Annotated in this window: 20 protein-coding genes, 1 other RNA gene and 2 pseudogenes; 17 read left to right on the top strand and 6 right to left on the bottom strand. The window is 41.5% G+C overall.

Features of this window, described 5'->3' with window-relative positions; genetic code table 11:
* Window positions 1-75: 75 nt before the first annotated feature.
* From kdsA to N8A86_RS14865, 7 genes and pseudogenes are all read left to right on the top strand, one after another.
* Window positions 76-896, top strand: a pseudogene (gene kdsA / locus N8A86_RS14890) (3-deoxy-8-phosphooctulonate synthase).
* A 97-nt stretch (window positions 897-993) separates the two neighbouring features.
* Window positions 994-2,952 (top strand): TlpA family protein disulfide reductase, encoded by a 1,959-nt coding sequence (locus tag N8A86_RS14885; RefSeq protein ID WP_273566117.1) that lies wholly within the window; start codon window positions 994-996, stop codon window positions 2,950-2,952.
* Between the two features lie 195 nt (window positions 2,953-3,147).
* Complete coding sequence (locus tag N8A86_RS21660) at window positions 3,148-3,714, top strand: sulfatase-like hydrolase/transferase (RefSeq protein WP_337251628.1); 567 nt, start codon at window positions 3,148-3,150, stop codon at window positions 3,712-3,714.
* A gap of 37 nt (window positions 3,715-3,751) precedes the next feature.
* Window positions 3,752-4,642 (top strand): sulfatase/phosphatase domain-containing protein, encoded by an 891-nt coding sequence (locus tag N8A86_RS21655; RefSeq protein ID WP_337251627.1) that lies wholly within the window; start codon window positions 3,752-3,754, stop codon window positions 4,640-4,642.
* Window positions 4,643-4,752: 110 nt separating this feature from the next.
* On the top strand, window positions 4,753-5,100 hold the full coding sequence (locus N8A86_RS14875; RefSeq protein ID WP_273566116.1) for a hypothetical protein: 348 nt from the start codon (window positions 4,753-4,755) through the stop codon (window positions 5,098-5,100).
* Window positions 5,097-5,705 carry a DUF2268 domain-containing putative Zn-dependent protease gene (locus N8A86_RS14870; RefSeq protein ID WP_273566115.1) on the top strand — a complete coding sequence of 203 codons (609 nt, stop codon included), beginning with the start codon at window positions 5,097-5,099 and terminating at the stop codon, window positions 5,703-5,705. The genes N8A86_RS14875 and N8A86_RS14870 overlap by 4 nt, the downstream gene beginning before the upstream one ends.
* A 190-nt stretch (window positions 5,706-5,895) precedes the next feature.
* Entirely contained in the window at window positions 5,896-7,062 is a 1,167-nt protein-coding gene (locus N8A86_RS14865) for a serine hydrolase domain-containing protein (protein ID WP_273566114.1), read from the top strand.
* A gap of 49 nt (window positions 7,063-7,111) precedes the next feature.
* On the opposite strand, the gene N8A86_RS14860 is transcribed toward N8A86_RS14865, so the two are convergent.
* Window positions 7,112-7,471, bottom strand: coding sequence for a DUF1801 domain-containing protein (locus tag N8A86_RS14860; protein WP_273566113.1), 360 nt, complete (start codon window positions 7,469-7,471; stop codon window positions 7,112-7,114).
* A gap of 128 nt (window positions 7,472-7,599) precedes the next feature.
* Between N8A86_RS14860 and N8A86_RS14855 the strand changes: the two genes are divergently transcribed.
* The 5 genes from N8A86_RS14855 to N8A86_RS14835 all read left to right on the top strand — a co-directional run bounded on the left by N8A86_RS14855 (window position 7,600) and on the right by N8A86_RS14835 (window position 11,206).
* Window positions 7,600-8,238, top strand: coding sequence for a hypothetical protein (locus N8A86_RS14855; RefSeq protein WP_273566112.1), 639 nt, complete (start codon window positions 7,600-7,602; stop codon window positions 8,236-8,238).
* A 212-nt stretch (window positions 8,239-8,450) separates the two neighbouring features.
* Window positions 8,451-8,741, top strand: a complete 291-nt coding sequence (locus N8A86_RS14850; protein ID WP_273566111.1) for a winged helix-turn-helix domain-containing protein — start codon at window positions 8,451-8,453, stop codon at window positions 8,739-8,741.
* Window positions 8,742-8,790: 49 nt separating this feature from the next.
* A complete protein-coding gene (locus tag N8A86_RS14845; RefSeq protein ID WP_273566110.1) occupies window positions 8,791-9,243 on the top strand; it encodes a Coq4 family protein in 453 nt (150 codons plus the stop codon).
* A 96-nt stretch (window positions 9,244-9,339) separates the two neighbouring features.
* Window positions 9,340-9,981 carry a DUF1361 domain-containing protein gene (locus N8A86_RS14840; protein ID WP_273566109.1) on the top strand — a complete coding sequence of 214 codons (642 nt, stop codon included), beginning with the start codon at window positions 9,340-9,342 and terminating at the stop codon, window positions 9,979-9,981.
* A 109-nt stretch (window positions 9,982-10,090) separates the two neighbouring features.
* Window positions 10,091-11,206: an Sb-PDE family phosphodiesterase gene (locus N8A86_RS14835; RefSeq protein WP_273566108.1), complete on the top strand. Its 1,116-nt coding sequence runs from the start codon at window positions 10,091-10,093 to the stop codon at window positions 11,204-11,206.
* A gap of 36 nt (window positions 11,207-11,242) precedes the next feature.
* Here the strand turns inward: N8A86_RS14835 and N8A86_RS14830 are convergent, their stop codons facing one another.
* From N8A86_RS14830 to N8A86_RS14810, 5 genes and pseudogenes are all read right to left on the bottom strand, one after another.
* Complete coding sequence (locus N8A86_RS14830) at window positions 11,243-15,100, bottom strand: T9SS type B sorting domain-containing protein (RefSeq protein ID WP_273566107.1); 3,858 nt, start codon at window positions 15,098-15,100, stop codon at window positions 11,243-11,245.
* Between the two features lie 247 nt (window positions 15,101-15,347).
* Complete coding sequence (locus tag N8A86_RS14825; RefSeq protein ID WP_273566106.1) at window positions 15,348-16,226, bottom strand: DUF6999 family protein; 879 nt, start codon at window positions 16,224-16,226, stop codon at window positions 15,348-15,350.
* Window positions 16,227-16,236: 10 nt separating this feature from the next.
* Complete coding sequence (locus tag N8A86_RS14820; RefSeq protein ID WP_273566105.1) at window positions 16,237-18,117, bottom strand: beta-ketoacyl-ACP synthase III; 1,881 nt, start codon at window positions 18,115-18,117, stop codon at window positions 16,237-16,239.
* The gene (locus N8A86_RS14815; RefSeq protein WP_273566104.1) at window positions 18,118-18,849 is read right to left on the bottom strand and encodes a sterol desaturase family protein; all 732 of its coding nucleotides are present in this window, start codon (window positions 18,847-18,849) and stop codon (window positions 18,118-18,120) included.
* Window positions 18,850-18,913: 64 nt separating this feature from the next.
* Window positions 18,914-20,121: pseudogene (locus N8A86_RS14810) on the bottom strand (NAD(P)-dependent oxidoreductase).
* A 248-nt stretch (window positions 20,122-20,369) separates the two neighbouring features.
* Between N8A86_RS14810 and ssrA the strand changes: the two are divergent.
* The 5 genes from ssrA to N8A86_RS14785 all read left to right on the top strand — a co-directional run bounded on the left by ssrA (window position 20,370) and on the right by N8A86_RS14785 (window position 24,869).
* Window positions 20,370-20,769: a transfer-messenger RNA gene (gene ssrA / locus N8A86_RS14805) on the top strand.
* A 234-nt stretch (window positions 20,770-21,003) separates the two neighbouring features.
* Window positions 21,004-22,248, top strand: coding sequence for a site-specific integrase (locus tag N8A86_RS14800; RefSeq protein WP_273566103.1), 1,245 nt, complete (start codon window positions 21,004-21,006; stop codon window positions 22,246-22,248).
* A 1,187-nt stretch (window positions 22,249-23,435) separates the two neighbouring features.
* A complete protein-coding gene (locus N8A86_RS14795; protein WP_273566102.1) occupies window positions 23,436-23,666 on the top strand; it encodes a helix-turn-helix domain-containing protein in 231 nt (76 codons plus the stop codon).
* The gene (locus tag N8A86_RS14790) at window positions 23,663-23,998 is read left to right on the top strand and encodes a HipA N-terminal domain-containing protein (RefSeq protein ID WP_273566101.1); all 336 of its coding nucleotides are present in this window, start codon (window positions 23,663-23,665) and stop codon (window positions 23,996-23,998) included. Before N8A86_RS14795 ends, N8A86_RS14790 begins: the two co-directional genes overlap by 4 nt.
* Complete coding sequence (locus N8A86_RS14785) at window positions 23,985-24,869, top strand: HipA domain-containing protein (RefSeq protein ID WP_273566100.1); 885 nt, start codon at window positions 23,985-23,987, stop codon at window positions 24,867-24,869. Before N8A86_RS14790 ends, N8A86_RS14785 begins: the two co-directional genes overlap by 14 nt.
* Window positions 24,870-24,950: the final 81 nt, after the last annotated feature.

The following is a 24,950-nucleotide window of genomic DNA, read 5'->3' as shown; positions in this document are numbered from 1 at the left end:
ATATAATGGCTTTGTCTCCGATAAATCTAAAAAGGAAACCACAGTTAAATGCTATCTTTGGGGAAATTTTAAGAAATGGATCTTTCGCTCATTCCTCAAATAAAACATACCGATAAAAACAATTTTTTCCTGCTCTCAGGACCCTGCGCCATAGAGGGAGAAGAAATGGCTCTGCGCATTGCGGAAAAGATAGTTTCGGTGACGGATAAACTTCAAATTCCCTATGTTTTTAAGGGGAGTTTCAAAAAGGCCAATCGCAGCCGTGTGGATTCTTTTTCAGGCATCGGGGACGAAAAAGCATTGAAAATCCTAAGAAAAGTTTCAGAGACTTTTCAAGTACCGACGGTGACCGATATTCATGAAACGACAGATGCCGAAATGGCCGCCGAATTTGTTGATGTCCTGCAGATTCCCGCTTTTTTGGTACGTCAGACAAATCTTGTAGTTGCGGCTGCAAAAACCGGCAAAGTCGTAAATCTTAAAAAGGGACAATTCATGAGTCCCGAAAGTATGAAACATGCGGTAACGAAGGTCACTGATTCTGGTAACCAACAGGTCTGTATTACCGATCGCGGTACCATGTTCGGGTATCAAGATATGGTCGTTGATTTCAGAGGAATCCCAACGATGAAACAATATGCGCCGGTGGTGCTCGATGTGACCCATTCGTTACAACAACCGAATCAAGCTTCCGGTGTTACCGGGGTCGCCCCGAACTCATCAATACTATGGCAAGGGCAGGCATCGCGGCCGGAGTGGACGGAATCTTCATGGAGACCCATTTTGATCCTTCCAATGCAAAAAGCGATGGCGCCAATATGTTGCATTTGGATTATTTGGAAAGGCTTTTGACGAATTTGGTCGCGCTTCGGAAAACGGTGAACAAGTTCATCTAATTACCTGTTAGACAATCATTTAACATTTATTTAAAATCCCTTCTTCGATTACTTGGGTAAGAAACACCTATCTTTAGGAAAGTATAAAACTGTTCTTATGAAATTACTTTCCTATACGCTGGGCGCCATCATTTTATTCACTTTTGGTTCTTGTCAAGAGAAAAAAGTTAAAACCGATCTGGGGCTTTCCCTTGGGGCTCTTCATATTTCCAAATCAAAACCCGCACCTGGTGATTCTTTGCAGATTAGCTATAAAGTCATGGTCGCTGAAAATGACGATGATGAGCTTCATGTATTTTATACCTATTTCGTCAACAATGTGATGTACCCGGCAGACATTCCGCTTACAAAGACCTATGACTTATTTACGGGTAGTTTGGTCATACCTGATTCGGCGACCGCATTGGTATATCACTTTAAGACGGCAGAGGAATATGAAGCCAATGGTAAAAAAGGATATACACACCCTTTGTATGGAATAGATGGCGATACACTGGCCGGAGGCATGGCAAGTCTAGGGTATTTCTATCTCACAGGCGCGGAATACTATGGAATAAAAGCTGACAAAGACTCAGTATTGACGCTAATGGAGAATGACCTCAAAAATAATATGGAAATAGTTGAGGAATGGGACAAAGTTTATCCGAGATTACTTTTTAGGGAAAATGCCGAGAAGGGCGAGAAGTGGATCGGCCAGCGAATCAACAATTATGCGCAAAAACCGGAACTAAATGACCAACAATATCAAAACCTAATCAATTTTCACAGAATTTTAGGCAATCAAGAAAAAGCCGATTCTATTATAGGTATTGGCATAGGGAAATATCCAAAAGGTATAGTCGCAGAAAATCAGGCCATGGATAAGTTCTTCAAAGAACAGAAAAAACCTGAAAAACAAAAAGAAGCTTTTGAAGCGTTCGTGAAACAATTCGGTAAATCTTCCAGAGATTATGATTTCATGCTGAGTATGATGGCAAATGCAGCAGCAGACGAAAAGGATTATGACACATTTGATTCATATTTGAGCCGAATGGAAAACAGTTTTCAAAAAGCAGGTACCTATAACAATATTGCTTGGAACATGGTAGAGAATGGTAAAGACTTAGAAAAGGCCAACAAATTTTCAAAAGAGTCTTTGAATGTGCTCAAAGCAATGCAGGAGCCATCCGCTAAGAAACCCACCTATTATTCTGAAAAACAGTTCAAAGATGCAATAAAAAGTAATTATTTAATGAATGTGGATACCTACGCATTTATTCTTTCTAAACAGGGCAAGAAAGAAGAAGCTTTACAGTACCAGCTTGAGGCCATTGGTGAAGAAAAAGTTGGACGCCCCGATGTCAACGAACGCTATGTACAGTTTTTATTGGCTAACAATAAACATGACGAAGCTCAGAAAGAAGCCGCCCGATTTATCAAAATAAACAAACAAACACCCAAGATAAAAGATTATTTGAAAGACGCCTACGTAGCCAATACCGGCTCAAAAGAAAGATTTTCAGAGTTTCTTGAAGATTTGGAAATTCAGGCTAACCAAGAAGCATTGGCTGAAACAAAAAAGAAAATGATCGATGAAGAAAGCCATAACTTTACACTTAGAAATCTTAACGGCGATGAAGTCATCTTGTCCTCCTTAAGGGGCAAAACTGTAATACTTGACTTTTGGGCCACGTGGTGCGGACCTTGTAAAGATTCGTTTCCCGGCATGCAAATGGCCATCAATAAATACAAAGACGATCCGAACGTGGTTTTCTTGTTTATCGATACCATGGAAGCAGGTGATTTTGAAAAACGAGAACAGTTGGTCCGCGATTTTATCCTTGAGAACAAATATACCTTTAATGTGCTTTTCGATAATCCGGTTAAAGAAGGCAGTAGATCTTTCGTTACGACAAACGACTACGAAATCAAGGGCATACCTACCAAAATCATTGTAGGGCCCGACGGAAGGGTAAAATTCAAATCGGTAGGCTATATGGGCAGCACAGACCAATTAGTAGCCGAACTTGATTTAATGATCGGGCTGGCACAGTCAAAAGATGTATTTTTAAATTAATGTTCCTTTAGCTGTTTTCAAACTGTGGCTTTTCAGTGGCATAGTTTATCCGGTATTTCAAGTTTTGAAACCAATACTTCGATGAAAATTTATCACCCGCTTTACTTAATTCTTCCAATAGTATTATCAACATACTCATGTGATAAATCACAGGTAGGGAATGAAGTCAAAAAGCGCCCCAACATCGTTTTCATCATGTCCGACGACCATGCCTATAAGGCCATCAGCGCGTACAGCGACAAACTCATTCATACTCCGAATATCGACCGCATTGCCCATGAAGGGATGCTTTTTACGAATGCAAGTGTTACCAACTCTATCTGTGCCCCTTCGCGGGCGGTTATCTTGACCGGTAAGCATTCACATATCAACGGAAAAATCGATAATATATCTCCTTTCGATACCACGAACATAACTTTTCCACAACTACTAAAGTCATCGGGCTATCAGACCGCTATGTTCGGCAAATTACACTTTGGCAATAATCCCAAAGGTTTTGATGAGTTTAAAATTTTACCGGGTCAAGGTGATTATTACAATCCGAAGTTCATTACACAAGATGGTGATACTACCATTACAGGTTACGTTACCGATATTATCACGGACCTCACTTTGGACTGGATGGAAAAAAGGCGGGATACCGCAAAACCATTCCTATTGATGTACCTCCACAAAGCCCCGCATAGAACTTGGATGCCCGCCGAAAGGCATTATAAGGAATTTACCAAGCATACATACCCCCCCGGAAACCCTTTTCGATGATTACAAAACTCGGGGCCAAGCGGCAAGAACGGCCGAAATGGGACTATTGCAACATATGCAGCTCTCCTATGACCTAAAAGTACCTGATAGCATCGCAAAAACTCTTGATATTAAAAACTGGAACCAGCTGGGCAATCGGGTGAACCGCCTCAATGCTGAACAAAGGGAGTCTTGGGATGCTGTTTACAACCCCATAGCGGAAAAATTCGCAATGGATTTTAAGCACATGAACGATTCTACTTTGACCGTTTGGAAGTATCAAAGGTATATGCAAGATTATTTGGGTACCATTGCCGCCGTCGATGAAAACGTGGGTAGGTTATTGAACTATCTTGATTCGAAAGAACTTTCTAAAAATACGATTGTGGTCTACACTTCTGATCAAGGTTTTTATCTGGGGGAACATGGGTGGTTCGATAAGCGATTTATGTACAACGAATCATTCAAAACCCCATTGCTTATTCGTTGGCCCAATAGCATCACTGCGGGCATCACCTCGGAAGCAATGGTGCAAAACCTAGATTTTGCCCAGACATTTTTAGAAGTTGCAGGTGTTCTCCCTCCTGTAGATATGCAGGGCGAAAGCTTAGTTCCACTTTTGAAGGGGGAAATAGAAAAATGGAAAAGGGATGCCGTTTACTATCATTATTACGAATACCCGGCAGAACACGCCGTCAAAAGACATTATGGCATTGCAACCGAAGATTATAAGTTGATCCACTTCTATTACGATGTGGATGAATGGGAATTGTTCGATAGAAAAAAAGACCCTTATGAAGTGAACAATGTCATCAACGACCCAAAATACAGCTCCATCATCAGTGACTTAAAGTCAAAACTAAAGACACTACGTAAAAAATATGGTGACTCCGATGAACTGAGCGATCAATATATTCAGTTATATAAAGATAAAGGATGGATCGAATGATCGTTCTGCTACCTGTAGCTTCTTACGGCCCAGACCAAATTTAAGTTACATTTTTAAATTTTTCGGGCAACCTTTTTAAATTTACCTGCGTCTACATAGTAAACGCAACCATGAAAATACGAGCTTTACTACCTTCGATTTTATTCTCGAGTCTACTATTCGGACAGGGTAATCCAGATTTTTCCAGTGATCCTTTGGAAGCAAAATTCATTACGGATGATGTGCAACATTTCTGGAACGCCTTTGAAAAGGTGGGGTCGGATTCCGTAAATCCTTTCAAGGCTTATATCGATCAAGGAACTTTGGGATTGAAGGGTTTCATACCCTATCGGATTATCAATGCCGATTCCCTTCTGATTATGGTAAAATCGCGAAAGGCCGACTATTTGGCTTCAAAAATGTACTTCATAATCTGGCCGAGAAGAAAAAACGTATTCAAGCAAGTTATGCGGCCATGAAATATTGGTATTCTGCGGCTATTTTCCCTCCCGTTTATTTTGTGCATGGTAGGTTCAACTCCGGGGGAACCGTATCAGAAGATGGTATCATATTAGGGGTTGAAAAACTCAAGGACCTAGAAGGTTTGCCAAGCCTAGTTGCTCATGAACTGATACATTTTCAACAAAAAATCGAAATTCCCGAAGCGCAATATACACTCTTGGATGGTGTCATCATGGAAGGCTCCGCCGATTTTATAGGGGAATTGATTTCCGGACAAAATATCAATTCCGAAGCGTTCAAATTCGGGGAGCAGCATCAAGATAAACTGGCCATGGAGTTTGTCGTTTCCATGGAAAAACAAGAAGGAAAGGATTGGCTTTACGAAGTTTCAGGAAAAGATGAGCGACCTAATGATCTAGGGTATTGGATGGGGTATAAGATTACAAAGAGCTATTTTGATAAGGCCGAAGATAAAAAGCGTGCCATTGAAGAAATATTGAAATTTAAAAATGCCCAACATTTTTTGGAAGAGGGTAATTTTCTATATCCATATATTCAGAACGTTGAAAAAATGACCGATGCCGAGAAGGAAAAGCTGTTAAATCCTTTCTCAAAAAAATGATTAAACTCCACACTGTAAGTAGTATTTGAAAAATATATTATTTTTCTTTTAAAAGGAAAACCACAAATCATTTTTAAAAGGATGGGCAACCGCGAACCCGTGGTTGTCATTTGATGCTACCCTAACAAATTTGTACCTTTCTACTACTCTAATGTCAATTTAGTAGCATTCTTACGACTATAGGTAAAGTATGAAAACCCTTTTTCGATTATCGGTAATGGTGATGCTGACGGTTGCATGCAACAAGTCGGAAGAACCGTTCATTAAACCTGTCGAGGGCGGGACGCCGCAAACCCCTGTAGCAACGGATGAGGATAACCCTCCTGCAGAAGGAAGCGATACCGGAAATGCACAGGGCAACTTGGATGATATTACAACAGGGTTTGAATCATTGAGCGCGTTATACGGTTACCAAGGCGCTCAAATAGCTATCACCAGAAACGGTAAGCTCATTTATTTGGAATCTTTCGGAAAGGCCGATATCGAAAGTAATATAGGGGTAGACGAAACATCGCTTTTTAGAATCGCCAGTATTTCGAAACCCATAACCTTATTGGCAATTTCAAAGCTGGTTGCCGAAAACAAACTGGACCTTGATGCTACCGTTTTTGGTCCTAATTCAATTTTGGGCACGGAATATGGCACACCTCCGTACGAGGCGGGCGAAGAGAACATCACGGTTTCCCATTTGATAGAACATCGGGCGGGCTTCACCGATGAACCCATCGATATTATGTTCGATGATATTTCATTGACACAAAATGATTTAATAGGAAAAGTGCTTGACGAAAGGTCGTTGGTATATTCCCCCGGCGAAAAATATGAATATTCCAATTTCGGATATTCTTTATTGGGAAGGATTATAGAAAAGGTGACCGAACAACCCTATGAGGAATATGTAAAAGATGCCATTCTTGTGCCTATGGGAATTTCGGATATGAACATTGGCGGCAACACAAAAGAAGAGGCTTTTGAAAACGAAGTGAGTTATTATTCAAACTGGATGTCTCCTTACGAATTGAACGTAAGTCGAATGGATTCGCATGGTGGATGGATTTCATCGGCCAAATCAATGGCATTGCTGGCCGTACATACTGATGTCAATACTTCAGTCGTTGATTTTTTGCCTCCTGATGCAGGCGTTAGCTATTTAAGATTCGGAACGTGGAGCCATGATGGGGCCTTACCCGGCACAACAGCTGTTATGAACGTTGGGCATCCGATTTCGTATGTTGTGCTGTTGAATAAAGGGGAGGCAAATTTTACGGCTACCATCCAAAACATTCGTGAATTTATGAACTCGAAAATCAGCAATAGAACCGATTGGCCCACCGAAAACTTGTTCGATACTCAATAGTGTTGCGCCTATCGGTCATTATTTTATTCTGAGGAAAGACAACTACAAATTACTTCCAAAACTTCTTGTCCTTTACCGAATAGGCATCTTTCAGTACTTCCAGTAACACTTTATCATTGATTTCCTCCAACGAGCGATACCGCAATGATTTCATCATCTTTCGATTGGCCGTGGTCATGAATTCCAGATTTTTGGTCAAATGCGCGGCATTCCAAAATCCCACATCGACATAATCCTTGCTTTGGTTCAAGTAACAAAAAGGTCGTCCTTCAACATAATAGAACGGAATTCGGTATTTGAATTTCAGGTCTATGTCGGGTACCTTATGCTCGATTACCGATTGTACATGTAAAAGTATGCTCCGAAAAGGCTCGGCTTGATTCAAGATATAGTCCTCGGCGGGGTTCACGGTTATAGATTTGTATTACTTCGAAAAATACAAATTATCTTTAAGATGTGTCGTTCATCGTTTTTTTGAACAACCTTGTTGCACGAATAGAAAATAATTTTAACTTTGTATTTCAAAGTACTTTAAATATGGAATCAAATAAGTATCTAGAAGACATTTCCGAAATCAAGAATATGATGAGCCGCTCGTCGCGGTTTATTTCGCTAAGCGGACTGTCAGGAATTTTAGCCGGAGTCTACGCCCTTATCGGTGCGGCAGTGGCCTACGGTAAGTTAAAAGCCGTTTCTACCGAGAATTATAACAATTTCTCGGGAAGGAGTTCCGAACTATTCGGCTCTCAGCTGATCAATGAACTTATCGTAATTGCTTTGGTCGTTGTGGTCCTAGCCATTTTGACCGGAATTATTTTATCGTATCGAAAAGCCAGCAAAAGTGGTGAGAAGGTATGGAACTCGGCCAGTCGTCGTCTTGTGCTCAATTTCTTGATTCCCTTGGCCGCCGGAGGTATTTTTTGTCTCGTCCTCTTACAGTACGGTTATACGGGCCTAGTCGCGCCCGCTACCCTTGTTTTTTACGGATTGGCCTGCGTCAACGCCAGTAAGTATACCTTGGGCGACGTGCGCTATATGGGCCTGGCTTTTATCATAATCGGTTTGATCAGCACCCAATTTATCGGATATGGATTGTATTTTTGGGCCCTCGGGTTCGGGGTTTTCCATATTATTTATGGGGCGATGATGTATTTTAAGTATGATAGGAAGTCATGATGGATAATTGATGAATGAAGTTGGAAGTTGGAAGTTGGAAGTTGGGTAAAATGAAAAAATTTCAGATTATTGCTTATTTGGCTTTTAACAAAAGGTGTAATTCCTCCTTTGAAGGGGAGTAAGGGAGATGTTTTTGGAACACCAGGGTTTAATCCCTCTAGTGAATTAATGAAACAAAGTAAATATTCCCTCTTGCGAGGGAATGCCACTATATGAGTCTAATTGACAACATAAATAAAGCCTTTGACCATCGCATCCGATTGGGTATAATGAGTATTCTCATGGTCAATGATTATGCGGATTTTAATATGCTCAAAGAATTATTGGGTGCTACGGACGGTAATTTGGCGAGCCATACCAAAGCGCTTGAAAAAGAGGATTATATAAAAGTGGAAAAGCAGTTTATCGGCCGAAAGCCGAATACCCGTTACTCCACTACCCCCTTGGGCAAAAAAGAGTTTCAAAAACACATCGACGCCCTTGAAAAACTAATTGGAAAGTAATTTTTTTATCATTTTACTTTGAAATTCAAAGTACTTTTAAAATATAAACATGAGAGCTATTATTCTTGAGAAATTATACGAATGGAGTTTGGTACCCTATCAGGCCCTAAAACAAAACGATGCATGGAACACAAGTATCGGTGAATTATTGAATTATCGCAAAGACTCTTTGGGCTATAGTCTAGGCTGTTTTCTGTCAAGAAACAACTTCGACCTGCAACAAAAACTCGAAAGTCATGATGTGTTTCACGTCCTCACCGATACAGGGATCACGGTACCCGAGGAAATCAGCATGCAATTTTATTTGTTGGGCAACGGTAAACGCAGTCCGTATCTCTTTACGGTGATTTTTCTAGGTAGCCTACTGTATCCTGATTATCTGAAATTCTATTATAGAACATATTGCCGAGGAAAGACGGCCTTGAGCTTTCACAAACTCGATTTTCAAAAACTATTGGACCAGCCGATTGAAAAAATAAAAACCACATTTTTAATCAAATAATACCCTATGAAATGAGCCATAAAAACAGCCTATACCAACCAAAATATTTAATGGCGAATTACATCTGACCAATTAGAAACAAATAAATATAAACAGATGAAACTTACACTTGACTATTCCGGTATACTTCATAAAAACATTGCATTGATGATGTGCTTTGGAGCATTGTTACTGATTCTCCGTTTCTTGTTAACGGGTAATCTTTCTTTTTTCTTTTTGGTGTGGAACCTCTTCTTGGCGACCCTACCCTATTTTATATCCCAAACCATCGTCCGCTTGCCGGAGGCCCGACTTCCTATTTCAGGAAAACTATTCCTGTGCCTACTATGGTTGCTGTTTTTACCGAACAGTCCGTACATCATTACCGACCTGATACATCTACATAACGATGGATCACAACAGATTTGGTTCGATATGTTCCTAGTCTTTGTCTTTGCCTTAAACGGACTTTTACTAGGTCTTTTGTCCTTACATAACATCTACTTCTTTCTAGGTGAGAAAATTTCCCTAAGAACATCCAAGTACATCATATTGCTTATTTGTCTCTTAAGTGGTTATGGAATTTATCTGGGCCGCTTTTTGAGATTCAATTCATGGGACATCCTGACCAAACCCTTGCAACTCTTTAGTCAAATGGCATATAGTATTTATGAACCCAAGGCATGGTTTATGACTTTGGCATTCGGCACATTTTTATGGATTCTATTTCTGTTGCTCAAATCCGTGAGATATCCCTGAGCAAAAAGGGAATCAAGCATAATAAATTAACCATTTTGTAACCAAAGCATTTCGTTTTTCAGTATTTTCATGAAATATAATCCACTATTTTTGAACAAAACCGACCGAAATGAAACTCTTGAAATTAATTCTATTTTTTGCTTTTACCTTGCACGGGTTGAATGCCCAAAATCATTCCCATAGCGGGGCGCAGCCCCTCACCTATCCCGATATCGAAGGATTCAAAACCCTAAAGACCGATTTGCACATGCATTCTGTTTTTTCGGATGGAAATGTATGGCCGACCATTCGGGTGCAGGAAGCACTACGCGAAAATTTGGATGCCATTTCCCTAACGGAACATTTAGAATACCAACCACACAAGGCCGATATTCCGCATCCCGACCGAAATCGGGCCCACAATCTCGCCCTCGAGGAAGCCAAGGGGCATGACCTTCTGATCATACCCGGTTCGGAAATAACAAGGTCGGAACCTATCGGACATAGCAATGCCGTTTTTATTTCGGATGCGAATACGCTGCTGCATGACAAAGCGGAGGATGCTTTCGCGGCTGCAAAAAAACAGCAAGCCTTTGTGTTCTGGAACCATCCGGCTTGGTATCGACAGAGTCCTACCGGAAACCCCGTATTGAGCGATTTTCAAAAGGAACGTATCAAAAATGGGGAACTGCATGGTATCGAGGTCATCAATTCACTTGACTATGCCGAGGAGTCGTTGGCCCTTGCCCTGGAACAGAACCTAACCATTATGGGAACCAGCGATGTACACGGACTCATCGATTGGGACTACACCGAAAACGGAAAACATCGGCCCATTACCTTGGTCTTTGCCAAGGAAAAAAGTGTGGAAAGTATTCGCGAAGCCCTTTTTGCGGGTCGAACTGTGGCTGTCTACAATTCCCTTCTGGTAGGAAAACCGGAATATCTAAAACCTCTACTTCAAGCAAGCGTAAAAATAAATAGTGCGGCCTATCATGACGATACCCAAGTGCTGGCCGTGGAAATCGAAAATATTTCGAGTAGCGACCTCCTGTTGGAAAATGCATCACCTTATACGTTCTACAGCAATGCGCCAATTTTCACCTTGAAAGCAGGAGAAAAAATGACGTTGCAACTGAAAACGTTGGAAAAGTTAGACAGTACCACCTTAAAACTAAGGGCAATGGGGGCGTATACAGCACCTAAGGAACATCCTGTTTTGGAGTGGGCGATTAGGGTCGAATAAGTCTTTCTCAAAAAATCTTTTTACAATCTATCCTTACTATCGCTTCAACGTAAAGTGCCCACTAAACTGTACATTTTCGCTGTTGTCGGTATCGATATAACCGGCCCTGAACCAGTAATCGCTTTCCGGTAATGGGGTGCCATTGTAAAGACCGTCCCAACCGATTCCGTTTGGATCTAGTTGTTTTAAGAATTTCCCGTATCGATCATAAATGTTAATGAAAGCACTTGCGGTAATACTTGGGTCGTTCAATCCTTGAACATTCCATGTGTCATTGAATCCGTCGTTGTTCGGGGTGAAGAACTTTGAGTAATTAATGACTAAAAACGATTCACTATTCAGCGTCATCCCGCAACCTGAGGTACTTCTTACATAGGCCGTATGCATTCCACCTTCAACATCCCTAAAAACAGTTGAACTTTGGTACGGTCCATTGGCATCGTCCAGTGCATATTCAAAACCACTGGTATCGCCATTGCTGAAAGTCGTTATAATCGTTACCGTGTTGGTAGTATTTCCCTGTGAAGGTGAAAAGCCCACTTCCACTTCGACCGATAGCGGTTCTGCGCCATCGATTATTACCAATGTCACAGCGGTTCTAGTAGCGCTGAAACAGCCTGTTGCAGTTTCCTCAGCTTCTGCATAATAGGTATAGGTACCTGCCGTGGTATCGCCAGGAACATAGTTTAACGATGTCGCCAATACCGTTCCTCCAGAAGGCACATCGTACCAGTTCACGGCATCCCCAAATCCGCCGTTCGGTAATTCAACGGTCAAAGCCGGATTGGTAGAACCAACACAAGTTTGGGCATCAACAGGATTTATCGGCGCATCGACCAAAGTACAACTACAATCTGGCGCATTCACGGGATAGGTTGCCATACAGCCATTGTCGTCAACGGTGATGACAATATCCGTTCCATTAGGTATTCCCGTAATGGTATTCCCCGATACGGTTCCGGCCGTAGTTGAAACGATACCGGCACCGATTGTAAAATCAACCGAATATGTAGTCGAATCGGCCGAGCATGTGGTACCATCTACCGTTAAAACTGGTAGCGGGTTAACCGTTACCAAGGCAGTTTCTGAACCGGAAATGGAGCAAGTCGTCAAATCATCCGTAACGCTTAAAACCTCAAAGGTAATGTCCGCAGTAGGCACTGGTATAGTAATTATAGCATTACCCGAACCATCTAGCGTTGCGGTCGGTGTAGTTGTTCCTCCGTCAAAGGTGTATGTAACAATATCATCAGGGTCACCGGCCAAAGTAAATTGTGCATTATCCCCTTCGCAAATCGGATTGGATACAGCTACAGGTATAATCATGGCCGGTATCGGATTTACGGTAATGGTCTGTGTATAGGTATAGGGAGCCGTAAATGTGGATATACAACTTGTAATCGCATCTTCAATACTAACTATATCCATAGTAATATCCGCTGTAATTCCTGAAATGGTATGGGAATAATTTCCAGTTCCATCCAAGGTAACGGAGGGTTCATTTGTTGTTCCCCCATCCAAACTGAATGTTATGATGTCATTTGGCGTTCCTTCAAAGTTAAATACAGCGTCACCACCCGAACAGAGGGCGTTAGAAGCGGCACTGAAATTTGTTAAGATGGGTAAGGCATTCACAGTCAAAGTTGCCGTAGATTCTTGTCTACAGAGATAATCAGCGCCCCAGACCTCAACGCGATATACATTTCCATTATCGGCAGCTACCGGGATAAAGGTCAATGTGTTGCTCGTCTCCGCTAGAGGAGCGCCGTAGGAAGTTCCTCCATCGGTACTTACCGTCCATTCGTATTGTAATGTGCCGCTACCTGTGGCACCTACGGTAAATTGTGCAGTATCGCTCAAACAGACGGGAACGTCAACTAAATTCGTGTTTATGGTCACATTTCCTACCGAGCGTACATTAGGACTAACGGGTGTTGTATATCCTCCAGAACCTGTGACCAAACCGTTTGCATCAATAGGTGCGGGGGAATTTCCTAATTGTCCGTCTAAATCACCGTCATCATATCCGGCTTCGATAGCATCGACACAGCCATCATCGTCGGAATCAAAATCGTTACAGTCTTTGATACCATCGCCGTCATAATCAAAATCGATACGGATGTTATCATAGTTACCTGCCAAATAATCGGTTGGAGCGGCGGTATGCGTTATCTGTATCAATAAATTTTGACCGATGGAAGGGTCTCCCGGAGGAATCACGACATTCACTTCAAAATCCGTCCACATTCCATTTCGGGTCTCGGCCGGGGAAATCGTTCTGGAGGCCAGTTGTGTAAAGCCGCCACCATTGTCATATCCAACCTCGATCAAACTCGTACCATCATTTCGGTAGGGCCTTTGATCCTCGATTCCGTCACCCAAGGCAACGGTAACGATATATCCCCCCTCTTTGATGATCGGATTAAAAGCTGTAGAAACTTGGGTCATCGTACCCGTGTCGTTGATATAGGCAAACTGATCATCCAAATCATCGGGATTATCGGGCAATCGGGTACCATCGGTTTGATAGTTCGGGGCATAAAACTGACCAGAATACTGATCGATTATCTGTTCGACATTCGCTAAATGTACTCCTATAGCTCCTGAACCAGACAATGACCAGTGGATGATTGTCCCATTGTTATACGGATCTTCAAGAATTCCCCCAGAACCTGGACTAAAAAAGGTGCTATTTATGGGATATTCGAAATTATACGCCTCTTGGTTCGCTCCTGAAGTAAGGCCACATTCCTCATTGATATCGGTAATACCGTCGTTATCGTTATCCAGATCAAATTCGTCGTATAAGTGATTTCCCGAGCCATCGATATAGTAGGCGTCGCCGTTTACAAGCGTATCCAAATCCTCATCTTGAGGGGTACAGCCTAACACTGCTGGATCGGTTACGGCCGAGGTCGTTCCCACAGGTCCCTGTCCATTATCAACGGAGCCATCAGGATTGATACCCGTACCCAAAAGGTGTCCGGTGCCATCATCAATTAATCCTGCTTCGGAAGTATCGGAACATCCGTCACCATCGCTATCGAGATTAAAGCAGTCAATTACTCCGTCGTTATCCGCATCGATCTGCAATCGAATATTATCATAATTACCGACCAAAGCCCCCGCAGCGCCGATATGTCGAATACGGATCAAAATACCCTGACCCAATGCGGGATCCGTTGCTGTAATGGTGACGCTCACGCTGAAATCTGTCCAAGTGCCTCCGGTCGTTTGGGTGGCGCCGTCAACAACCGTTGTATTCAAAGTGGTATAGGAAGCAGCATTGGCGCCATACCCCAGTTCTAATTCTGTGGTAGCATCGTTTCTGTAGTTTGTGTTATCAATTCCATCGCCAACGGCGACGGTCAGAATATATCGTCCTGGCGCATAGGTACTAACAGGAACCGATAAGGTTGCATAGGTTTCCCCTCCTACTATGGTATTAAAATACATGAATTGATTCCCCTCGGCGGCATTGGTATAATTCGTGGCATCCAGGCCATGCACCCCGTACGCTTGAAAATCTGGAGTCGTGGCGGTCCATCCGATAGGGTCTACCCATTGGGTATAATTATTTGGCAGTGGAGGTAATATATCCTCTTCAAATCCAAAATTTGCAATAGGCAGGGTACAACCCGGTTCATATTGATTGTAAATACCATCATTGTCATCATCCACGTCACAAACATCGCCCACCCCGTCACCATCAAAATCTTCTTGATTCGAGTTGGCAATGTTCACGCAATTATCTACGGCATCCGGAACGCCATCGGAATCCGTATCCTGGGCAAACGTTTCAGATGAAAATAGAAATACACCAACGAAGAGCAGTAGCTGAAAACTTCGCTGAATAATGCCATACATTAGGCTGTTCACGTTCTTGGGGACCATCACAACTATCTTTTAAAACAAAAATAGTTCCGTAGAAAAATCGTACACTAAAAAATCGTTGTTCTTACGTAGTATTAGACCATCGGACTATTTCTTATGACTTAACGCCAGAACCATCAAAATAGTATGATTTTTTTAGCACCATTCATCGACAAAATCTTGCGGATAAGCGTATTCGAAGAATACGTTCTCGCTTTCCAGTCGGTCGTGAGTAATTACGGGATCCAACTTCAAGACAACTAGAAAACTAAACCATTTCTTTTTTGGCATTTACCAAAAGGGCATGCAGTATTTCCGTGGACAAACCATGCAGCGTCAATCGGAAGGCGGCACCATAGGTCGGTAAGGGTATCATGGGGTGTTTATTATTCAACCCGATCAATTTTTCCGGACAATCCATGATCGTGGTGGCGTAAATTCCGATGACCTCATCTAATTGCAATGAATTGCTGGCCCTCCAAAAATCATTATCCGTCAAGAAAAACTGATAGACGGGCGTGAAAATTTCAATCGCGGTGGACAGGTCCATGAAGTTCGACCACTTGTCCCTAAATTCCTCAAAAGGAATTTCCCCTACGGTCAAGGCACTAAAATCCGGACGATCGACTTTCTCGACTTTTAATCCCTTTTCTTTAATTGCCGCATTGAGATTGATAATGAAGTTATATAAGTTCAAATCATGCTCTAAGAACAGGTCATTCTTTACTTCATTCACCGATAAGGGCTTTAATGGGTTCATGGGCATGTCTTCGGTGCCTTTGACATTGACTTTGATAAATTTCAGTATTTCGGAACCCAAATAAAAGTGTCGTAATATCAAATAATTGGCCTCGGGGCTCACCATATACTTCATTCCGAGAAACAATGACTTGTGCAACATTTTCGGAGCGTTGATAAGATTGGGCGAAATGGCCTTAAAAAGTTGCATCAGGATGATAAAAAATCGCGCAAATACCCTGACAAAGGGTAGCAAGAACTGTCTTGACTTTCTACCCGAATCATAGAGAAAGGCCGCCTTGGCATCCGGACTGAAGGGAATGCTTTTATCAAGGTACAAGGTGTGCCAATGACTGGGATCCCGCGGGTCGTTCTTCAGATTCTCGAAATACTCACTTTTGTGCAGCATAGGTCATTTTTTAAAAATTACCGATCTCCGCCAATTGCATGCGATACAATTTGGCGACCACCTTTGCGGTCTTCAATATTTTCTTTGCCAATTCTTCAGTAAGGGCATCGGAATTTATCGCATTTTCAAAACGTTCAAAATGGTTTTCGTTGCTATCACTGATTTCATGATAAGTGAAAAAGGAGACTTGATCGTCATTCAAATGTAGTAATTGTTGTACTGCGCGACCCCATTTACCGGCAATTCTGTTGCCGAGGCCCTCGATGATAAACATCGCGCCAAGTAGGTCAAACGGGTTCGGTTTACTCGCCGTATGGAACATGAAGGCACTCAAGGCCTCGCTACCCACATTTTTTTCGCCATTATAAAGATCATCCCTTTCTCCCCCACAATTGATATAGTTTTTCTCCAACATTTGGTAATCACGGTGCTCGTCCCTTGAATGTGAAATAAAGGAAGAACGCACATCGAAATATTCCATGCTGACGTTCGATGCGGCGCGGGCAATCCATTGCGACCCATCAACCACTTGCTGTCGAAGGTTCAATAACAGCAGTCGATATTCTTCCAAGGTAATCGTGCCGTTGTAGATCTTTTTAATGATCGGGGCGCTGCGCAGGTCATTTTCAAAATCTACCCAGACCGAAGTCAAGCCCCTGACCAGCCACTCTTGTATGGGCTTGCCATCAGTAGAAATTGTTGGTGCCAATATTTCGTCCTCCATATGCAGTGGCAATTCCTTCTTTTTTCTCGTTGGCCCTACCACGGTCAATAGCATGAACGAAGTAATGAAGCGTCCGCTCTCGGGTACCATGCAAAGAATCTTTTGGCCATCTTTTAGGTCTTTGTTGTACAGTAGCTCTTCGAGCATAATAAAAATGGAAGCCGACCCCGTATTGCCTTTTGAATGCAGATTGGTGAACCATTTTTCTTCGGGAATTTCGACACCGCCCTTTTGCAATAAATCAAGTATCGGTTGCTTAAAATATTCGGAAGAATAGTGACAAAGAAGCCAATCAAGTTTTTTGGGATTTATTTTTCCTTCATCGATGAGTTGAAAAAAGTGTTGAACACCTAAACTAACGATATGGTTCACCAGCCGAATGTCTTGCTTCAGATTGATGGCCCCGGAACGATCGGCGTCGCTGAAACTTTTAAAATTAATCCATGACGGCCCCTGTTCCCCTTCTTCTGTTTTGTTCATTCCCGTATACATACAGGGCTCAAAAAGTGTGGCGTACGATTTTAGTTCGATCCATTCCATTTTTAGGCAAAATGCATCCTGCCCAGGTTTATCTTGCAATAAAAAAGCACCGGCCCCATCAGAAAGCATCCAGCGTAAAAAATCGGTTTCCAAAGGAAGCGACCCTTTCTCAGAAATTGCATCTTGATTTTCAAAACGCTCCGCTTTGAACATTCTACTGGCCAATTCTCCCGCACAGGCAATTGCGGTATCAATTTCTCCGGACTGCACGTGCATAAAGGCATTTTTTATGGCCATCATACCAGCGGCGCAGACACTTTGATGGCTGGCTATCCCGCAAATCGGCAAATCGGATTCCCCATGTACCATACTCGCAAAACCCGGAATCGGAAGATCTCCCTGGGTCGTCGCAGCACTCAAAAACTGAACGGATGCTTTATCGCTTGCGTTCTTTTGCACACAATCGTTGATTGCCTTTACAGTCATACCCGAAACCGATTCGGTGGTTTTTTGGTTCTTGTCTAAAGCATAATAACGGCTCTTGATTCCGTTTTGGGTCAACATTCTGCTCTTGCTCCGTGATGGTTGGCCATCGATCATTCCCAGATATTCTTCCATCTCGTCATTATCGATGGGTTTACCGGGCAAATATTTTCCTATGGCGTTTATATAAACAGGTCTGCACATTTATTTCATTTTTTTTTTTGGGGTTGCCGTATTAAAGAGCATATCGAGGTAAGGCAGCATAAAGCCAAAATTGCCTTTGCTCCACTTGTGGTGCATCGTATGCCGGAATGTAAATCTACCCAGATAATCCGGATTTTTCGTTGTCTCGGTCTCATGGTTCCAATGCCCCAAAAAGTTTAGTGCGATACTCATTATCGGCAAACTTAGAACGGAAATGATATGGAAAGGATAAACGAGTATCGGCAAGAAAATTACAGCTCCCAATAGAAAGGCCTCGAACCAGTGAAAACTATATACTGAATACAAGGTCGGTTCACGGGATGCATGATGTACGTGATGCACGTTCATAAAAAACCATTTTTGGTGCAAAAGCCAGTGACTCGTATAAAAATAAATCTCGTTCCAAAGAAATAAAACAGGAATCTCCCAAAGCAGGTTCAAGCCTCCGTGTTGGCCGAATTGCACATAGCCATTTTGATACAGAATTTGCAGGGGAATGGCCTGTAATGCGAATATCAAAATACTCACCATCGAGTTTTTGATCTCCACCCTTTCTTGTCCGGGTTTTTTGAAATCGACAATGCTATGGAGTATATCCTTCTTTTTTAAAATGCTCAATAAAGTTTGCAGCAAGAGAATACCACCAAAGTAGAGTGCGGTAAAAAACAGGAAGGTAAACGTGAAAGTCAACCACCATTCAGAGAAAATGTACGCTATAGTTGAATCTATCATACGAATGCCCAATACCACATAAACGCTAAAATTACGGTTGGCGTACGTTCGGATGGTTCAATTTTTATTTTCCGGCGACATAATCTTTTAGATACGAATACCTTTTGGTCAATTTTCCGTTTTTGGTCATTCGGGCGCGTTCCAAGACCCCATCTTTATCGTTGTTAAAAAAGGCCGGAATCACATTTTTTAAAAAAGCCTCGCCAAAACCCTCACTCGCATCGCGTGGAAGTTCACAGGGTAGATTATCCACTGCCATTACTGCGACCGCGGATTTATTCTTAAAATTAACTTCCATTTCCTTTTGGGGATTGTACCCATAAATGGGTTTTGCAATGGTCGATGGCCTGATCGTTGTTGCCACCGGCCCATCGATATCACAGCTGATATCGGCGACTACCTTGATCTTAAAATCGGGATGCTTGGCATCGTCACAGGTATATAGGTAGGGTGCCCCATCGCCATAGAAATGACCTGCAATATAAAAATCGGTTACTTTGGCGAACCTGAAAAATCAGATCTATATTCATGCGGATTGGCAAAGAAATCCGCCTTGTTACCCCGAACCCCGTCTTTACGCTTGTTGTATTCTGAAGCATCGATTTGACAGTAGACGGGTTCTTTGAACTCCTCCTCCAGGTATTCGGCCACGTTGACCCTTCTCAAGCCCATACCGTCAAGCATCTCTCGAGATCCATTTCCAACCCTTCCTTTTCCGGTCAATAAAATTTTGATGTTCGGTAGTTTCGATTTTATCTTTTTCAACTCGGAGATCAAAGCTTTTTGATCTCCTAATTTTTCCGCTTTCGGGAGTTTAAAAAGTCTAAATTTGAGTCCGTATGCCCTAAATCCATTATAGGCACCGACGATGCCCGCGTATCTCCCAAAGGCCACCAGGCGTTGTTCTTTTTGGTTCGTAATGACCTCATGGTCGAAGAGTTCGATATTCTTTTCTAGAATCACTTGAAGCAATTTTCGATTGTAGGGCTGCTTTTTAATGGTATGGGAAAAGAAAAAATATTTCTTATTGGGAATCAAGGACTTTATCGGCACTTCCTTTACCCCAAGAAGCACATCACATTCCTTCATTTTGGAAGCTACCCGTATGCCTAAATCCTTGTATTCCGCATCGGTATAGGTACGAATCGGAGAGGGTTCCACGATAATTTCAGCTTCTGGATAGGTAGATAGGACTTTTTGACAGGCTTCTGGGGATAACACAACGCGCCTATCGGGCGGATTTTTACATTCCCTGATGATTCCAAATTTCATATATAGGTTTGGTATAAATTTTGCCCTAATTTAAGAGGAATAGCAACGGTGCGCAAACTCCTTCATCAATAAATTTAGGAAGGGTGTCGATTTTCATTAGCTTTGCTATCCGTTTGAAAAATGTTCTTTGAAAAAACAATGAGACAACGTACTCCGAAGCTTTTGTGGAGGAGTAGAATGTCCTCCTTCGCTAAAGCTTCGGAGGACGTAATTCGTTTACGGTAAGCGTAGCTTACCTAACTCATTATGGGGCCGACTGGTTTTGACAGCGAGACCAATGGCAATGTAAGCATGTCGAGCGCTGGGGTACAGCTCGTTAATATCATACTTCATACTTTTAATTGGCGATAATAATTACGCTCTTGCCGCTTAATCCGAATTATAGTAGGATTATGCCTCGTCGCTACTAGGTAGCGAAGCGAGATGTTCCTGAATAGCCCCTGTCGACGGCGATTCAATCAGGAGCACCATAAAGGTCGATATAAGGGTAGTATTCGCTTTGGTACTACCACCAAAACCTAAAGAAGCTAAGTGTATGTTAGGCCGTTTCCGGTCAGGCAGGCATCGAAAATCAATCGGAAACTAAACATGTAGAAGGCATTTTCGTTGCTTGTTTGGACGAGGGTTCGAATCCCTCCGGCTCCACTAAAACAGTACCAAAACGATTCAAAAACCTCTTAATCTTATGATTATCAAGGGGTTTTATTTTTTTTATACTCAAAAGAATCGTTTTGAAACCGTTTAAAAAGTCACCTATTCGGTGCGCATTTCTATCCTCTAAAAAGTGGTGTCGATTTCCTTGTAATTTGTTAATTTTTAGGATTTTACATTTTTTTATTTTATCTTTTTTCCATCTTAATCGACACCTATTCGACACCCAAAATGGCGGCGCATACTTATTCCATATTATTTTACCTAAAAGACAAGCGACTTGACAAGAACGGCAAGGCAAGTATTTATGTACGGATTACCGTAGACGGTCGCCGTGCCGCACTGAGCCTGAAACGCAAGGTTGCCCCTGAACATTGGGACTCTCGGATGAACAAGGTGAAAGGAAAAGACGATGAGGCAAAGGAATTGAACTATTATATGACGACCATCCGTCACAAGTTGAACAAAATCCATCATCATCTGGTCGAAGAAGAAAAGCCCTTTTCGGCACAAGATATTAAATTGAGGTTCCTGGGTGGACACGAACCTTACAAGATGTTACTGGATGTTTTTGAGGAGCACAACAAGCAGATGAAGTCATTGATCGGAAGGGAATTCGCCTTGGGTACTTGGAAGCGGTACAATACGACGTATAAACATGTGGCCGGCTTTGTCAAAAAACAGTTTGGAAAAAACGATTTTCCGATACGAGACATCGACCATAAATTCATTACCCGATTAGAATACTTCCTGAAGTTCACGAAAGAGTGCAATCACAATAGTGCCCTTAAGTACATTAATAATTTCAAAAAAATAATTCGGATGGCGGTGGCCAATGATTGGATACAAAAAGACCCTTTTTACAACTATAAGGTGAAATTCAAAGAAGTCGAACGGGAATACCTTACCAAACAGGAATTGGAGTCCATCGTCAATCTGGAAATCCGGATGCCCCGGCTCGATATCGTACGGGATATGTTTGTCTTTTGTTGCTTTACCGGTCTGGCCTATATCGATGTAAAAAAGTTGACACCCAATAATATCGTACCGCATATTGATGGCAGTCAATGGATTCAAAGTGCGCGGCAAAAGACGCGCTCGAAATTGGGGATTCCCCTCCTCCCATCGGCCATGGAAATTTTGGAAAAGTATGAAGACCACCCCAAAGTACAAAATGGGGAGTGTGTCATTCCGGTGTTGAGCAACCAGAAATCCAATGCTTACCTCAAGGAAATCGCCGACCGCTGTGGTATTTCTAAAAACTTGACCACCCATCTGGCCCGCCATACGTTTGCGACTACGGTGACACTTTCCAATGGGATGCCTATCGAAACGGTAGGTAAACTTCTAGGTCATAAAAATTTACGAACTACGCAGCACTATGCAAAAATCGTGAATAAGAAGGTAAGCGAGGATATGGCGATCCTCAAAGAGAAGCTATCACATGTTGCACTGGTAAGAAAATCTTCGCACTAACTTTTTTATGGCAGAAAAACGAGATTTTATAACTCCCAAATCTTACCATAATTTAACCTGCGCCGGATCCTGTTTCGATTTTATAGTGTTCCGACAGATAAGCGTTAAGTAAAATCGAAATAGGGCGCACAGGCTATGGCGAAACCTTTTTATGGACTTCGATTAAGCCCCCAATTGTTTTGTAATTTACAACTAAGGATTCACCTAAGAACGCATGTGAAAAATCTTTCTTCGAAGCGTCTCTCCAAATGAATTTGCCGCAAATTTTTGCCATTTTATAGGGGTTTCCAGTTCATTTGACGCAAATTTGCTTTCCTTACTTAACGATAATATTTATTAGTATGCTGAATATCAATCACATATAAAACGTAACACCGCGTTAGCGTGTTACCCTCTTGCTCTACTTTTTCCTTCTTCCCCTAAAACGATTAGAATCATGCTAAATACTAGACCAATAAATGAATAGGAGGCTTCTATTTTGAACAAATCAAATTTGGTATAAAAACAACCGTTTTGACAGATTGGCCTAGTAGTACAATTTTGGGACTACACTAGTACAATAATGGAACATGCTGGTACACTGATGAAACGCTACTGTCCCAAAAATGGACTTGTTACCTATTATATTAAACATTCAAAACATTTATAATATATCTCTAGAAAAAAATAAAAGAAAGGTTTAAAAATTTTGCATTTGAGGTATATCACTGTTCTAGATTGGCAGAAGTCAAGCTATCTTGCACATCCCTTTATTTCGCATTTTGGATATGATTTAAAACCGTTTTGGACTCACATAATAATAGCCTATATCTTCATGTCTTTTCATGCAAATAAAAGGTTTAAAATAGTTAATAAATTGATATTCAATGCCCTAGGTAAAATTCATACTGTTTTATACTGTTTTGGTATACCTCCCCATCAAATTTTTGACGGATATTCTCCAGACAGACCAAGCGAACTCCATATATTTTTATTTTCAAAAATATATGGGGTTCAAGAGTTTTTAAACGATGCGCATTGATTGAAATGGAATGGAAGGCAATGGGCGGAAGTTTATTTTTATACAGAGCGTTTATATGAAATTAATTATATATGCAAAAGCATATAATTACGTATTAAAAATCTATTTTATATGTTTTTACATATATTTTTGTATATTTACTCAATTTTATATTTAAAAGCATATAATGAAAGAATTGTCCGAATTTGTGAAAGTTCGTCGTAAAGCCGTTAATCTCACCCAAAAAGAGTTTGCAGAACGTGCTGGTGTTGCGCTAACCGTTGTTCGTAAAATAGAGCAGGGCAAGACCAACTTAAATATGGATAAGGTCAATTTGGTATTGAGTATGTTCGGCCATACGCTTACAGCAGTACCCTTCAAGGAGTTTAAGAATAGAGACAATACCGACGACCAATGAGAAAGGCAACTATATTTTATAACGACATTAAAGCCGGACAACTTATTGAGACCGATGATGGTGATTACGTATTCCAATACAACACCAACTATATAAAGAACTATCCAAAACAGTTTATAACTTTCTCCATGCCCGTGAGAAAAGAAGGGTATACAGAAAATAGGTTGTTTCCATTTTTTGAAGGTCTAATTCCAGAAGGTTGGTTATTGAACATCGCTACCAAAAACTGGAAACTGAACCCAAATGACCGTATGGGACTATTATTGGCCTGTTGCCAAAATTGTATAGGTGCTGTTAGTGTACAACCTATAATTGCCAATGATGAAGCATAAGTGTTTATACTGTTATACCGATTTGAAGGGAGAGAAGGATTTTCATAAATCCTGTAGTCAGGAATTCTTTGGAACAAAGGAAGCTCCGAAATTAGACTATTCGTTTTACCAAATGTCAGAACTTGCAAAAAATGTCATTGAACGAAGTATATCCGTTCCAGGGGTACAACCCAAATTATCAATGTCTCTTATCAACGAAGTAAGGGAAGAAGGAAATTTCAGATTGACAGTAGTGGGTGCTTTGGGTGGTAATTATATTTTAAAACCCCCATCTTTAGATTATCCCGAAATGCCAGAGAACGAACATGTTACTATGCGTATTGCTGAATCTTATGGCATTCAAACTGTACCTTCAAGTTTAATCAAACTACATTCCGGCGAACTGTCCTATATCACCAAACGCATCGATAGAACTGAGGATGGCGAAAAGGTTCACATGTTGGATATGTTCCAGATTACTGAAGCATATGATAAATATAAAAGCTCCATGGAAAAAGTTGGTAAGGCTTTAGGCACCTATTCCGATAATACACTATTGGACAAAATCTTCTTCTTTGAATTAGCCTTATTTAGTTTCTTAACAGGGAACAACGACATGCATTTGAAAAATTTCTCCATGATCAAGTCTACCTCTGGTTGGCTATTTGCACCTGCCTATGATTTATTGAATGTGGCTATTGTGAATCCCAAGGACCAAGAAGAATTGGCCCTTACCTTGGAAGGAAAGAAAAGTAGGCTAAAACGTGATCATTTTGAATCATTTGGAAAAGGATTGGGTTTAACCGACAAGCAGATTCAAGGAGTGTTCCATCGTTTTTACAAAAAAGAAGGGAGATGCACTAAAATGGATAAACGCTTCATTTTTATCTAATGAAATGAAAGAAAAGTATAAAACGCTACTACTCCAACGCTACGAAAGAATTTATAACCAATGATAAACTTTTAAAATACC

It is taken from the genome of Maribacter halichondriae (assembly GCF_027474825.1).
GTDB classification, from domain to species: domain Bacteria; phylum Bacteroidota; class Bacteroidia; order Flavobacteriales; family Flavobacteriaceae; genus Meishania; species Meishania halichondriae.
This window is presented reverse-complemented; position numbering and strand designations above follow the sequence as displayed.

Coding starts and splice junctions, on each gene's coding strand:
- N8A86_RS14790 (WP_273566101.1), top strand. CDS start 23,663: ATGAGAAAGGCAACTATATTTTATAACGACATTAAAGCCGGACAACTT.
- N8A86_RS21660 (WP_337251628.1), top strand. CDS start 3,148: ATGTCCGACGACCATGCCTATAAGGCCATCAGCGCGTACAGCGACAAA.
- N8A86_RS14850 (WP_273566111.1), top strand. CDS start 8,451: ATGAGTCTAATTGACAACATAAATAAAGCCTTTGACCATCGCATCCGA.
- N8A86_RS14885 (WP_273566117.1), top strand. CDS start 994: ATGAAATTACTTTCCTATACGCTGGGCGCCATCATTTTATTCACTTTT.
- N8A86_RS14785 (WP_273566100.1), top strand. CDS start 23,985: ATGATGAAGCATAAGTGTTTATACTGTTATACCGATTTGAAGGGAGAG.
- N8A86_RS14795 (WP_273566102.1), top strand. CDS start 23,436: ATGAAAGAATTGTCCGAATTTGTGAAAGTTCGTCGTAAAGCCGTTAAT.
- N8A86_RS14870 (WP_273566115.1), top strand. CDS start 5,097: ATGAAATATTGGTATTCTGCGGCTATTTTCCCTCCCGTTTATTTTGTG.
- N8A86_RS14835 (WP_273566108.1), top strand. CDS start 10,091: ATGAAACTCTTGAAATTAATTCTATTTTTTGCTTTTACCTTGCACGGG.
- N8A86_RS14845 (WP_273566110.1), top strand. CDS start 8,791: ATGAGAGCTATTATTCTTGAGAAATTATACGAATGGAGTTTGGTACCC.
- N8A86_RS14875 (WP_273566116.1), top strand. CDS start 4,753: ATGAAAATACGAGCTTTACTACCTTCGATTTTATTCTCGAGTCTACTA.
- N8A86_RS14830 (WP_273566107.1), bottom strand. CDS start 15,100: ATGGTCCCCAAGAACGTGAACAGCCTAATGTATGGCATTATTCAGCGA.
- N8A86_RS21655 (WP_337251627.1), top strand. CDS start 3,752: ATGGGACTATTGCAACATATGCAGCTCTCCTATGACCTAAAAGTACCT.
- N8A86_RS14825 (WP_273566106.1), bottom strand. CDS start 16,226: ATGCTGCACAAAAGTGAGTATTTCGAGAATCTGAAGAACGACCCGCGG.
- N8A86_RS14800 (WP_273566103.1), top strand. CDS start 21,004: ATGGCGGCGCATACTTATTCCATATTATTTTACCTAAAAGACAAGCGA.
- N8A86_RS14815 (WP_273566104.1), bottom strand. CDS start 18,849: ATGATAGATTCAACTATAGCGTACATTTTCTCTGAATGGTGGTTGACT.
- N8A86_RS14865 (WP_273566114.1), top strand. CDS start 5,896: ATGAAAACCCTTTTTCGATTATCGGTAATGGTGATGCTGACGGTTGCA.
- N8A86_RS14820 (WP_273566105.1), bottom strand. CDS start 18,117: ATGTGCAGACCTGTTTATATAAACGCCATAGGAAAATATTTGCCCGGT.
- N8A86_RS14855 (WP_273566112.1), top strand. CDS start 7,600: ATGGAATCAAATAAGTATCTAGAAGACATTTCCGAAATCAAGAATATG.
- N8A86_RS14840 (WP_273566109.1), top strand. CDS start 9,340: ATGAAACTTACACTTGACTATTCCGGTATACTTCATAAAAACATTGCA.